The organism is Kribbella sp. CWNU-51, assembly GCF_054073265.1.
Map to the genome: position 1 here is coordinate 726022 of NZ_JBSXMZ010000004.1, position 12735 is coordinate 738756.

9 protein-coding genes are annotated in these 12735 nt (G+C 68.7%); 2 read left to right on the forward strand and 7 right to left on the reverse strand.

Going from position 1 to position 12735, the window contains the following annotated elements; translation table 11 throughout:
* Positions 1–24: 24 nt before the first annotated feature.
* Positions 25–2136, reverse strand: a complete 2112-nt coding sequence (locus ACXC9Q_RS05540; protein WP_457055378.1) for an ATP-binding protein — start codon at positions 2134–2136, stop codon at positions 25–27.
* A gap of 180 nt (positions 2137–2316) precedes the next feature.
* Here ACXC9Q_RS05540 and ACXC9Q_RS05545 point away from each other — a divergent pair, with 180 nt between their 5' ends.
* Positions 2317–3738: an FAD-dependent oxidoreductase gene (locus ACXC9Q_RS05545; RefSeq protein WP_457055379.1), complete on the forward strand. Its 1422-nt coding sequence runs from the start codon at positions 2317–2319 to the stop codon at positions 3736–3738.
* A gap of 38 nt (positions 3739–3776) precedes the next feature.
* A complete protein-coding gene (locus ACXC9Q_RS05550; RefSeq protein ID WP_457055380.1) occupies positions 3777–4616 on the forward strand; it encodes an alpha/beta fold hydrolase in 840 nt (279 codons plus the stop codon).
* A 4-nt stretch (positions 4617–4620) separates the two neighbouring features.
* On the opposite strand, the gene ACXC9Q_RS05555 is transcribed toward ACXC9Q_RS05550, so the two are convergent.
* The 6 genes from ACXC9Q_RS05555 to ACXC9Q_RS05580 form a co-directional block, all read right to left on the reverse strand.
* A complete protein-coding gene (locus tag ACXC9Q_RS05555) occupies positions 4621–5757 on the reverse strand; it encodes an XdhC family protein (protein WP_457055381.1) in 1137 nt (378 codons plus the stop codon).
* Between the two features lie 6 nt (positions 5758–5763).
* On the reverse strand, positions 5764–6240 hold the full coding sequence (locus ACXC9Q_RS05560; protein WP_457055382.1) for a (2Fe-2S)-binding protein: 477 nt from the start codon (positions 6238–6240) through the stop codon (positions 5764–5766).
* Between the two features lie 7 nt (positions 6241–6247).
* Positions 6248–8578 carry a molybdopterin cofactor-binding domain-containing protein gene (locus ACXC9Q_RS05565; protein WP_457055383.1) on the reverse strand — a complete coding sequence of 777 codons (2331 nt, stop codon included), beginning with the start codon at positions 8576–8578 and terminating at the stop codon, positions 6248–6250.
* A gap of 122 nt (positions 8579–8700) precedes the next feature.
* A complete protein-coding gene (locus ACXC9Q_RS05570; RefSeq protein WP_457055384.1) occupies positions 8701–9945 on the reverse strand; it encodes a PucR family transcriptional regulator in 1245 nt (414 codons plus the stop codon).
* 95 nt (positions 9946–10040) lie between these two features.
* Positions 10041–11273 (reverse strand): serine hydrolase domain-containing protein, encoded by a 1233-nt coding sequence (locus ACXC9Q_RS05575; protein ID WP_457055385.1) that lies wholly within the window; start codon positions 11271–11273, stop codon positions 10041–10043.
* A gap of 200 nt (positions 11274–11473) precedes the next feature.
* The gene (locus ACXC9Q_RS05580; RefSeq protein ID WP_457055386.1) at positions 11474–12727 is read right to left on the reverse strand and encodes an NAD(P)/FAD-dependent oxidoreductase; all 1254 of its coding nucleotides are present in this window, start codon (positions 12725–12727) and stop codon (positions 11474–11476) included.
* Positions 12728–12735: the final 8 nt, after the last annotated feature.

Consider the following 12735-nt stretch of genomic DNA (forward strand, 5'->3'; position numbering starts at 1 on the left):
TCGCCGAGCTCCGGGCGATGCGCCCTATGGGCCATGGACTTCTCGGGCCCACAGCCAGTCGATGATGCGGTCGACGCCCCGGGCGAGCTGGCGACGGTAGGTGGTGAACGGCAGGCCGAGCACCTCCGCGGCGCGTTCCTGGGTGGCGGCGGGCCGGAGGAAGGTGCGGTCGACAGCCCGGAAGGGTCTGTCGTCACGCTGGTCGGCCCGGAGTGACTCAGCGGCCTCCTGGACGAGGGCACGAAGCGTGTCGGCGGATGAGTCTCCGTGGTCGCGGACCAGCCTGGAGCGCAGGAGCGGATTGCCGGCGAGCCGATCCGGCCGGTGCAGCGACCGCAGGGCGGCACGGACCGCCAGGGCGAATTCGGGCTGCGAGAGCACCAGTTCCGGGTCGGCGCCGGTCGGCGGTCCGGCAGGGGCGCCGATCTCCCGATCGGCCATCAGCTCCAGCCAGTCCAACGGCCCCAGCCGCCGGAAGTCGTGGGCGAACACGGCGTAGTGATGGTCGCCGACGTCGTACTCCGCCTCGTGGGCCCGGTGGTAATCGATGTAGGCGAAGAAGGGCTCCCAGAATGCTGCCTCCTCGAAACACGCGATGAAGTCCCAGGACAGTCCCGGACTGGTGAGCACGTGCTGGACGTGCCGTGCGGTGATCACGTTGTACGACGCCGACGGCTTCTGGTAGGCCTCGCGATCCATGAAGAACCTGGCCGCGTACACGGTCTCGCCCGGCCGCGGCGGGCCGTGTCGCTGTGCGTACTCCCAGATCGCCGCGGCGGCGGGGTCGGCGGCGAGGTCGGACTCGCCGGCCAGCTCCAGTTTGATCTCCCCGGCGTAGCCGATCGGGTCGCCGGCACCGGCGCGGAAGGCGACGAACTTCGCCGCAGGATGCTCCATCCAGTGCGCCACAAGCTCGGCCTGCTCGCTTCCCTGGTGCCGCCTGGTCATCGCGAGGATCGGAGCGCGGTCCTCGTCGCGGAGCTCGTCCGGGAACGCCTGGCCGAACGTCTCCCAGTCCCAGAAGCTCCGCATCAGCGGGTTGTTGCGGTGCAGGAAGATGATGTCGGCGGACCAGCGGTGCTGTTCCAGTCCCGTCGTACGACGTGCCTGTTCCACCAGGTGCCGCCGTACCCGCCGGTGCAGGTCGACGTACGACGCACGGTCCCGCCAGCGCAGGTCCGCGTCGAGGACATCCCGCGCCACATCATGCGGGAACACGCCGTACTGGTCCTCCTCAACGAACGACAGACCACGCAGCCAGCCGAACAGCTCATGGGCGTCGTCGCCGCCGAGCGCGGTGCGCAGCAGATCTTCCGTGGTGAACCGGGCGTGCGCGCAGGCCTCCAACGCTTCCCGGTGCCGTGGGCTGGGGACCCATTCGACGAAGTGCTCGAGCAGCACCCGAACGACGTCCGGCGTTTCCTGCAGGGACAGGCCCGGCGCGAGGGCACCTCGATGCTGCTCGACGACGTCGACCAGCAGGGACAGTGCGAGCGGATGACCGTGCGTCATCTCGAGTACCCGTCCATGCAAGTCCTCGGACACACCCGCGGCGTGCAGGTAGGCGCGCGCGTCGTCGGGTTGCAGGTTGCGCAGGGCAACCACTCGCAACAGCTCACCCCAGCCGGGATCGCTGGCCCACTGCGGCGACGGCGGCGTCCGCCCGGCCGCCACGACCAGCGCGTCCGCGGGGAGCGCCGGCAGGAACTCCTCCCGCAGCCAGTTGTCCAGCGGCATCAACTGCTCGTAGGTGTCGATGAAGAGAATCGGGCGCGGGCGCGCGGCGAGGCTCTCCAGGGGTGCTCCTCGGTCCGGTACGCCGAGAGCCGCGCCGAGTGCAGCGTAGAACGCGGGCGGCGAAGGCTCGATCGTCCGGGCGTCCAGCCGCACTGCCGTGGCATTCGCCTCCTCGGCGGCTTCAGCGAGAGCGCTCAGCAAGGTCGTCTTCCCGATCCCTCCCGGACCGTGGACGAACAACACGGTGAAGCCGGACTCGCCCGGTTTGAACGCAGTCCGGAACAACTCGAGTTCACCGGTCCGCCCCACGAACCGGCGGCGGCGCGCCTGCCGAAGCCGATCGGCAACCGTGATCGCACCGAGCTGTGCCGCCGGCGTCGACTTGCCACGGCTCGTCATGCGCTACCCCCTCCGGCACTCCGAGCACCCTCAGTCCAACCTGCCCCTCGCCTGGCCGGCGGTCAAGACGGACGGACAGCTCGTACGGCGTTCGGACAGCGATTGGACAGTGATTGGTCTGGAAGGTGAGCAGGTCGATGCCGCACGCTGCCCGCACTGAGACAGCTCCGGAGGTGCGACATGGCGGAAATCCTCGCACTGGGCGCCGGCCTGAACGGCCTGGTCACCGCGATGCTCCTGGCCCGCGACGGCCACAGCGTCACGATCCTGGAACGCGACGAGGCCCCGCCCGGCGACGATGCCGAGAACGTCTGGCTCGAGTGGCAACGACCCGGCGTCAACCAGTTCCGCCAGTTGCACTACATGCTGCCGCGCTGGCGAACGCTGATGCAGCGCGAACTGCCGGCCGTGCTGGAGCAGTTGATCGCCTTCGGCGGCTCCCGCGTGAACGTGTTCGACCAACTGCCCGCCGCCATGACCGGCGGCCGGCGCGACGGCGACGAGCGGTTCGAGACGGTGACCGCCCGACGCCCGGTCCTGGAGGCAGCAGCCGCAACCGTCGCGGAGCGGACCCACGGTGTCTCGATCCGCCGCGGTATCAAGGTCACCGGATTGCTCACCGGGCCGGCCATCATCGCAGCGGCACCACACGTGACCGGTGTCATGATCGACGGCGGCGCAGTACTGCGTGCCGATCTCGTCGTCGATGCCACCGGCCGGCGGTCGCCGGTCGGCGCGATGATCGAGTCCGCCGGCGGCCGCCGCCCCCACGAGGGGCGCGAAGATTCAGGATTCGTGTACTACGCCCGCCACTTCCGCTCGACGGACGGGTCCCGTCCCGCGGTCCTGGGCCCACTACTCCAGCACTTCGACAGCCTGTCCGTCCTGACCCTCCCCGCGGACAACGGCACCTGGGGCGTCGGGTTCACCACGTCCGCCCGGGACAAGCAGTTGCGCGGGTTGCGCGACGCCGCCGCCTGGCAGGCCGCGCTGAAGCTCTACCCGACCGCCGCACAGTGGGGCGAGGCCGACCCGATCACCGACGTCCAGGTGATCGCCGGCATCGAGGACCGCTACCACCGGTACGTCGTCGACGGCGAACCGGTGGTCACCGGGCTCGTCGCGATCGGCGACGCGTGGGCGTGCACCAACCCGTCGCTCGGGCGCGGCGCGTCGATCGGGATGCTGCACGCCTGCGCACTCCGCGACCTGCTCCGCGACGTCGGCCCGGACCAGCCGGAGAAGCTGGTACGCCGGTTCGACGAGGTCACCGAGAGCACAGTCACCCCGCTGTACCGGATGACCCTCGCCTTCGATCGGCACCGCCTGAACGAGATCGCGGCCGACGTGGCCGGCGAGACCTATCAGACATCCGACGCGAGCTGGGCGATGACCAAAGCGCTGTACGCGGCCGCACCACAAGATCCCGACGTACTGCGTGCCTACGGGTCCGTCGCGTCGATGCTCTGCACTCCCCCGGAGGCCCTGGCAGCACCCGGCATGGTCGCCAAGGTCCTCACGCTCGGCGCCAACGCCCCTCAATACCCAACCCCTGGCCCCAACCGCGCACAACTCCTCGCCACGATCGCCGCCCCACGCTGACGCCACCGCACCCAACTGAACCCGGCAAGGAGCTCGCCATGCGCTTGGACATCAACGGAACAATCCTCGAGGTAGCGGACGTCGGCGACGGCGAGCCCGTCCTCCTGCTCCACGGCTGGCCCGACTGCCACGAGGTCTGGCGTCACCAGATCACCGCCCTTGGCGAGGCCGGCTATCGAACCATCGCGCCCGACCTCCGCGGCTTCGGTCAGTCCGACAAACCCGGCACCGTCGCGAGCTACGGAATGATGCCGATGGTCAGCGACCTGATCGGTCTCCTCGACGTCCTCGGGACAGGCCCGGCCCACGTCGTCGGCCACGACTGGGGTGGTGCGATCGGCGCCGTACTCGCGGCAGTGTCGCCCGAACGGGTCGCCAGCCTGACCTGCCTGTCGGTCGGCCACCCGGCCGCGTTCGCCGCCGCAGGCTGGGAACAACGCGAGAAGTCCTGGTACATGCTGCTGTTCCAGTTCCCGGGCATCGCCGAACGCTGGCTCGCGGCCAACGACTTCGCCAACCTGCGCAACTGGAGCCGGCACCCGGACATCGACTCCGTCATCGCACACCTCCGCGACCCCGAGGCCCTCACCGCGAGTCTCGCCGTGTACCGGGCGATCCTGCCGCCGGAATCGCTGATCCGGCCGTCGACCGAGCTCCCGCGCATCCAGGCACCGACCATGGGGATCTGGAGCAGCGCAGATCTTGCCATCACCGAAAAGGCGCTGACCGGCACCGCAGCTTTCATCGACGCCCCCTGGCGGTACGAGCGGATCAACGGCATCGGCCACTGGGCACAACTCGATGCACCCGGCCAGGTGAACAGCCTGCTGCTCGACTTCCTGACCAGCCTCCCGGCTCCCACAGCGGCGTACTCGTGATCGTCTAGGCCACGCCTGCGGCCCGTCCCGCGGGTTCGCCGTGGATCCGCCCCGTGGTCGTCGACAGGCGCTGTCCGCTGGCCGACGATCGGGCTGCGATGATCTCCGCCGCGATGGAGATCGCGGTCTCCTCAGGGGTCCGGGCGCCCAGATCCAAACCGGTGGGTGACGACAGCCGGGCGAGCTCTGCGTCGGTCACACCCACCGCTCGCAACCGGGACAGCCGATCCTCGTGAGTACGGCGCGATCCCATCGCGCCGATGTAGCCGGCTTCGGTGCGCAACGCCACTTCCAGCAACGGCACGTCGAACTTCGGGTCGTGGGTCAGCACGCACAACACGCTGCGCCGATCCACGAGGCCCTGTTCGAGCGCCTCCGCGAGGAAACGGTGGGGCCAGCACACCACCACCTCGTCCGCCTCGGGGAAGCGCTGCCGAGTGGCGAACACCCCGCGCGCGTCACACACCGTCACGTGGTAGCCGAGAAACTTGCCGACCCGAGCCACCGCGGCAGCGAAATCGATCGCGCCGAACACGAACATCCGCGGCGGGGGCGTGAAGGCCTGGACGAACACTGCGATCTCGGCACGCTGACACTCCCCCTGCGCGCCGTAGTACCGGATCGCGGTGGCCCCCTGATCGAGCATGGCCACGGCGTCCTCGACAACGGCGGCGTCCAGGCCCGAGTCACCGAGACTGCCAGTCACTCCGTCCGGCCAGACGATCAATCGCTGCCCCAGGCGCTCTCCGGGCGTGACCACGGTCGCGACAGCGACCGGCCGACCTGAGCCGACCGCGTCGGCAACCGCATCGAACTCGGCGAACGCGGCCAGGTCGACCGGCTGCACCAAGACCTCGATCACTCCCCCACAGGTCAGGCCCACAGCGAATACGTCATCGTCGGAGACGCCGTACCGCCGCACAGTCGGGAGGCCGGTCTTGATGACCTCACGAGCCACCTCGTACACGTCGCCTTCAACACAGCCGCCGGACACGCTGCCTACCACAACGCCGTCGCCAGACACCGCCATCGCCGCGCCCGGTTGGCGAGGCGCCGAGCGGAACGTGTCGATCACGGTGGCCACTGCGAACGGCGCGCCATCGGCGTACCACTGCCGCAGGTGCGGGAGCAGGTCACGCACGTCGCCTCACATGTTCTCGGCGCCGGCCTTGACGGCCTCACGGATCCGGGAGTAAGTGCCACACCGGCAGATGTTGCGCAGCTCGTCCAGGTCCGCGTCGGTGATCTCGTGGCCCTCCGCGTGGGCCTGCTTGACCTTGGCCACGGCCGCCATGATCTGGCCGGGCTGGCAGTAGCCGCACTGGGCCACGTCATGGTCGAGCCAGGCCTGCTGCATCGGGTGCAGGTCCTTGCCGACGGTCGCCGGCAGGCCCTCGATGGTCGTGATCTCGTCGGCCGGCTCGATGTCCTTGACCTGCACGGAGCACGGGTTGAACGCCTTGCCGTTGATGTGCGAGGTGCAGGACTTGCAGACCTCCAGCGCGCATCCGTACTTCGGGCCGGTGACGCCGAGCAGGTCGCGCAGAACCCACAGGAGTCGAACGTTGCCTTCGGCCTCGACGCTGATCTGCTGGCCGTTGAGCTTGAAAGTGTGCGTTGCCATGACTTCCTCAGAAGGTGTGGTCGAGACCGTCGGTCGGTGACTGCGGGGTGGACGGCTCCAGCGGCAGCGGCTCGAAGCCGAGCGTGCCGTGGTTGATCGGGAAGTACGTCGGCATGGTCCCGGTGGCGCGGGCGTAGGCACACGCGATCGCGGCGAAGGCCGGCGCCACCGCCAGCTCGCCGGCGCCGCTGGGATTGTCACTGGTGTTGGGCATGATGATCACCTGGACGTCCTGCGGCGTGTTCCACTGCCGGGTGTAGAAGTAGTTGTCCCAACTGCCCTCGAGAGGCATGCCGTTCTTGATGTGCAGGCTCGACGTCAGCGCCAGCGCGATGGCGTCCTGCAGGCCACCGATCATCTGGGCTTCCAGCCCGCGGGGGTTGATGCAGAAACCTGGATCGACCACGATCAGCGCCTTCGTCACTCGCGGGCCGCTCACGCCGTCCGGAATCGGCCTGTTCACCGTCTCCGGCCGGCAGTCGATCTCGACCAGGGTCGCGACCGCGCCGCGGTACTCCGCGTGCAGCCCGACACCCTGCGCCATGCCTTTCGGCATCGTCTTGCCCCAGTCGCCAACCTCGGCAGCCTTGTTCAGCACCGCCAGCAATCGCTGGTCCTTCAGGAAGTTGCGCCGGAGCCGGACCGGGTCCTGGCCCAGCTTCGCCGCGAGCCGGTCGACCACGAGTTCCTCGGCACACACCACGTTCGGCGAGTAGATGTTGCGCATGCTGCCGGTGTTGAACTTCAACGGGATCTCGTTCAGCAACTGCGTGGTGACACCGAAGTTGTACTGCGAGGACTGGCTGAGCGCGAAGATCGTCTCGGCGAAGGAGAGGTTCCCGCCGACCGGCAGATGCGCGGCGGTCGAGGTGATCATCTCGCCGAGGCCGTGACCGAACTCGGTCTGCACACTGGTGTGCCGCTGCTCGTAGCTGAGCACGTTGCCGGCCAGGTAGTTCACCCGCACGCGCGACGTACACATCGGGTGGACGCGTCCCTGGCGGAAGTTGTCCGTGCGCGACCAGGACAATCTGACCGGCTTGCCCATCTTCTGGGAGATCTCCGCCGCCTCGGCGGCCACATCGTGGAAGAGGTGCCGGCCGAACGAGCCACCGCCCTGGATCACGTGCACCTTCACCGCGTCGATCGGCAGGCCGAGCCGTTTGGCGATGTCCTCCTGGGCGACGATCGGCACCTTGAGGCTGGCCCAGATCTCCGCGCTGTCCGAGCGGACGTCGGCAATCGCGCAGTCCGGTTCGAGCGGGCTGTTGCTGGCGAAGGCGAAGACGAACTCGGCGTCGATCGTGCTCGACAGCAGCGGCGGCACGGCCATCGGCAGCTGAGCCGCGCGCAGCTTCGCCAGCACAGTGGCATCGGACTCGTCGTCCACCGTCCCCGGGCCCCAGGTCGCATCGACCACCTGGATGGCGTCGATGCACTGACCGAACGTCTCGCCCCGGATCGCCACGCCGTGGGTGATGGCGACCACGTCGGTGATGCCGGGCATCGCGCGGACGGCGGCGAGATTGTTGACCGACTTCACCGTGCCGTTGATCGTCGGTGGCCGGGCCACCATCGTCGGCTTGGCGTTCGGGACCTGCAGATCCATTCCGAACTGCTTGCGGCCGGTGACGATGTCGAGAGCGTCGACGCGGTTGTGCGGGCGCCCGAGGATGGTGAACTCGGACTGGGGTTTGAGCTCGGCGGACACCGTGATCGTCCGGGAACTGGCCGCGGCCTTGGCCAACGATCCGTACGTCGCCGTCCGTCCGCTCGGCCCACTCACCACACCATCGCGAGTGGTCAGCTTGCCTGCGGCCACACTCCACTGCGCGGCGGCCGTTTCCACCAGGCGTTGCCGAGCGATCGCAGCGGCCGTGCGGACCGGGATGTACATACTGCGCATCGAGTTCGAACCGCCGGTCAGCTGATTCATCAGCAACTCCGGCCGGGCGTCGGCGAGCCCGATGGTGATCTTGTCCATCGGCAGGTCCAGCTCCTCGGCGACCATCATCGCGATCGACGTGGTCACGCCCTGGCCGACCTCTGCCCGGGGTACGGCGAAGAACGCGGTGCCGTCGGTCTTCAGTTCAACCGAGATCAGGCCGGACGTGGGCGCGGCCGCGAGGTTCTGCAGATCGCCGAGGTCGAAGATGTCCTCGGGCTGCGGCAGTGAGGGAACCGCGGCATCCGCCGGCCGCGGGTCGGCCGAGTCGGCGATCCAGCTCACCCCGACCGCCAGGGTCGGCGCGGCGAGGAGGTACCCGAGGACCCGACGGCGGCCCAGCCGGCCGCGCTGCTCTGTTGACTCGTCCGGCGACCGACGGTGTTCGGCCATGAAGATTCCTCCGTGTTCGACCAATGCTGGGAACGCAGTCTGACAGCGCGGAAGCCGTCGCGGCATGGCCACAACGCCTACGTTTGGCCCAGCCTGACTGTGCACAACGCACAGCGGAGGGATCAGCTGCTCTGCGGCGGAAACAGCCTGATGGCACGGAGCGCGAGGCCGAGGTCCAGGTGGTAGGCGGCGTCGGTCAGGTCGCGTCCGGTGATCTGGTGGATCCGGTGGAGCCGGTTGATCACCGTGTTGCGGTGGCAATGCGCCAACTCTGCTGTGCCGCGGACCGAACCGCCTGCCGCCACCCACCTCTCGAGGGTGTCGAGCAGTAGTTCCCGCTCGGCCGGCGGCACCTCCATGAGCGGCACCAGCCACGTTTGGACGAGTTGTTCGGCCAGCTCCGGGGCACTGAGCAGCAAGGCTTCTGGTAGCCGCTCGGTCAGCGACGCAACCCCGACCTGGCCAACCGGTAGAGTTCGCCGGGCCAGCATCGCCTGACGGTACGCGACGCCCACGTTGGCAAGCCCGGATACCACGCCAGACACGCCGGCAGGCGCGCGTACGGCGGCGCGCAGCGACCGGAGTACTGTGTCCGGAACTTCCGTGCCCAGGGCAAGCAATCCGACGACCGTGTGGGCCCGTACCTGCCACGCCGAGCCGACCCGGACGCCGGCCAGCCGCCGTTTGAGCGAAGCGGTCGTGCAGTCGTCGTCGACGAGGTTGTCGATCGCCACCACCGCGTACGGGCCGGCCACGGGGACGTCGAGGACCGTTGCCGCTTCCTGGATGAAAGCCCGGTCCTTCCCTCGGCCGTGCAGCAAGCCTTCCCAGAGCGTCGATCTGCGTCGCTCGTCGGCGCGGACGAGCTGGCGTTCCGCGGTGTGATAGGCGGCCGCGACCTGCGAGGACGTGTTGTCGACAACCTCCCAGACCTTGCTCGCGACATCCAGCAGCGCATCGGAGTCGACCACGCCCTGCGCGCGGGCCTCGTCGATCAGCGCCTCCCAGACCAGCCGCCCGCCGAGCCGGAACGAGCGGAGCACGTCATCCAGCGGCATCCGCTGCTCGGCCCGGCGCCGTCCCGTCTCCCGCGCCGCGTCGAAGTAGTCGTCGGTCGCGGACCGGCTCGGGCAACAGTCCGTGTCGGCGACCATCTGCACAACCCGGGCGACGTTGTCATGACATGACTGCCACAGGTCATCCGGCGGAACCGAGTTCACCTCACGATAGGCAGGGTTCTGCTCATAGATGGTTCGCACCAGCGCGTCGGTCACCGCATTCAGCTGCAGCAAGACGCTCCCAGCCAATGACTCCGCAGTCCGCGGCGCCACCGGCCGCGCGACGTACCGCCGTGCCACCTCACTCATAGTCGGCACAGCATCGCACACCGTCGCCACACCTCACAGCCCGGACAGGGCTCCGGACACCGCCGGAGCCCCGTCGCGGTACGCCGTACGGCGGTTCAGCCGAGGCAGGCCTGGACTGCGGCGGCCAGGCTCGACGCGCGCGGTTCGCCGATGCGGAACGACCAGAGGTTCATCACGTAGCCGAAGCCGACCCCGGCGTCGGGGTCCGCGAAGCCGATCGATCCGCCGGAGCCCGGGTGGCCGAACGACTTCGGTCCGAGCATCGGCTGCGGCGGGCAGGACCGCCAGAACCCGAGCGACATGTAGAAGGAGCGGTCGGCCGGGATGTCCAGGCCCGGCGGGAGCCCGTACATCCGCGTCTTGTCGGTCTGGACCTCGATCGCCCGCTCGACCGTGGCCGGCTCCAGCAGCCGGATGCCGTCGACGTCGCTCACCGTGGCGGCGTACATCCGGGCCACCGACCGCGCGTCGGCGACCATGTTCGCGGCCGGAACCTCGGCCGCCCGCCAGGCACGTTTGGTGAAGTAGTCGGAGGTCGGGTCGAACGCGCCGCCGAGAGTGCCGGCGGCGGCCTGGACCGAGCCCTCGCCCCACACCGAGGTCATCCAGGCGTTGACCGTGTCCGCGTCCAGTCCGGTGGTCTCGATGATCCCTTCGGTCATCTCCTCCAGCGTGAACGGAGCGGCGTACTCGATCGTGGCCACCTTCTCTTCCTGCTCCTCGGGCAACCCGATCCAGGCGTGCAGACCGAGCGGACCGGCCACCTCGTCGGCGAAGAACGTGCCGAGCGACTTGCCCGAGATCCGGCGCACGACCTCACCGACCAGGTAGCCGAAGGTCATCGCGTGGTAGACGTGCTCCGTGCCCGGCTGCCACAGCGGCTTCTGTGCCTCGAGCGCCCGGATCACCGGATCCCAGGCGTACGCCTCCTCGAGCGTCAACGGTCCGTCGATGACCGGCAGACCGACCTGGTGCGACAGCAGCCAGCGCACTGGGATCTGGTCTTTGCCCGCTGCCCCGAACTCCGGCCAGTACTTGACCACCGGGGCGTCCAGGTCCAGCTCACCGCGCTGCGCCAGCAGGTGTGCGCAGATCGCGGTGGCACCCTTCGTCGTGGAGGCGACCTGGGCGATGGTGTCCTCGTTCCACGGCCGCTTGGACGCGCTGTCGGCGAAGCCGCCCCACAGGTCGACGACCGGGCGACCCCCCGCGTAGACGCAGCACGACGCGCCCGCCTCGCCGGGGTTTCCCTCGAAGTTGGCGCGAAACGCGTCCGCGACCTTCCCCCAGCCGTCCTCAACGTGCCCGTGCACGTTCGGTGTGTTCATGCTGCTATTACCGCCCTTTCGAGAGTTGTTCGGTCTTCCTGGCGACCACGATCGTCAGCCGCCCTGACGCCGAGCAGTCACCGCACTGACACGGCGTCAGCTCACTGGTGGTCCCTACGGAGCGTGGTTGAGATTCATCATGATCTTCTTAAGATCTCAACGCAGAGGCATCAAGTTTTCTCAACAAGCACCCCACGATCTCAGCGACGCGTGATGCGTCCGGGTGCGAAAGGCTTCAGCAGGTCGGCCGCCTGGCCAGTCATGATGAGTTCGGACAGGAAGAAGCCAGTCGCCGGGGCCAAGGTGATGCCCGACATCGAGTGCCCGGTGGCCAGGTAGACGTTCTCGAAACCCGGCAGGCGTCCCAGGATCGGCAGGCCGTCGGCGGCGAGCGGCCGCATTCCGACCCACTCGTCGTCGACGGTGCCGTCGGGCCACTCCGCCATGTACTTGCGCGCCCCGACCTGGATGGCGCGGAGGCGGCGCCGGTCCAGGTTCAGATTGATGCCGCTCAGTTCCATCGTTCCGGAAACGCGCACCTTGCCGTCGGAGAACGGCGTGACGACCACCTTGGACTCACCGAAATGGATGGGCCGCAGCGGCTGAGTCCGGGGACGCACAGAGAAGCTGTAGCCCTTGCCGGCTTGCATCAAGAGCTTGACGCCGAGCATCCGCGCCAGCGGTTCGGTCCAGGCCCCGGCAGCGAGCACCAGGTCGTCGACTTCAAGTCTTCCCGACGAAGAGCGCAACGCGGTCACTCGCCCATTGCGGTGGTCGATCCCGATGACCTCGGTGCCCTCGAGGATCTCTCCCCCGACCCGGACGAGGCCGTCCGCGAATCCGCCGGCTATCCGCGCCGGGTCGACGTGCGCCTCGCCCTCGATGACGAACCCGGCGGCGACATCGTCGGAGAGGAACGGTTCAGCCTCGTGAAGCTCGTCTCCGGTCAGGATTGCGTCGGGCAACGGGTACCCGTAGGCGGACAAGACCCTCAGCCGGTCGAGGTCACCCTCGAGAGACGCGGCGTTCAGGGCGACCATCAGGATCCCCGCCCGCTGGATTCCGAAGTCGATTCCGCGAGCGGTGAGCTCGCAGTACAGGGCATGGGTGCGTTCGCCCAGCTTGGCCGTCGCATGCATTCCGCGCTGGAAGGCTCCGTCGTTGCAGTGCCGCCAGAACTTCCAGGACCAGTGGACGAAGTCGCGGTCCGCTCGCAGGGCGAAGTAGATCGGCGATGCAGGGTCCAGGAGCGACTTCATCGTGTAGCTGACCAGACCCTTCGCGGGTATCGGTCCAGCGAACGAGGGCGCGATCCAGCCGCTGTTGCCCCACGAAGCCCCGCTCCCGGTTCGACGGGCCTCGATCACCCGGACCGCCGCGCCCGCCTGCGCGAGGTAGTAGGCAGTGGCGAGGCCGATGGCCCCGCCGCCGACCACGGTCACCTCTTTGGTCACGGTCGTCT

Coding starts and splice junctions, on each gene's coding strand:
- ACXC9Q_RS05545 (WP_457055379.1), top strand. CDS start 2,317: ATGGCGGAAATCCTCGCACTGGGCGCCGGCCTGAACGGCCTGGTCACC.
- ACXC9Q_RS05560 (WP_457055382.1), bottom strand. CDS start 6,240: ATGGCAACGCACACTTTCAAGCTCAACGGCCAGCAGATCAGCGTCGAG.
- ACXC9Q_RS05540 (WP_457055378.1), bottom strand. CDS start 2,136: ATGACGAGCCGTGGCAAGTCGACGCCGGCGGCACAGCTCGGTGCGATC.
- ACXC9Q_RS05570 (WP_457055384.1), bottom strand. CDS start 9,945: ATGAGTGAGGTGGCACGGCGGTACGTCGCGCGGCCGGTGGCGCCGCGG.
- ACXC9Q_RS05550 (WP_457055380.1), top strand. CDS start 3,777: ATGCGCTTGGACATCAACGGAACAATCCTCGAGGTAGCGGACGTCGGC.
- ACXC9Q_RS05565 (WP_457055383.1), bottom strand. CDS start 8,578: ATGGCCGAACACCGTCGGTCGCCGGACGAGTCAACAGAGCAGCGCGGC.
- ACXC9Q_RS05575 (WP_457055385.1), bottom strand. CDS start 11,273: ATGAACACACCGAACGTGCACGGGCACGTTGAGGACGGCTGGGGGAAG.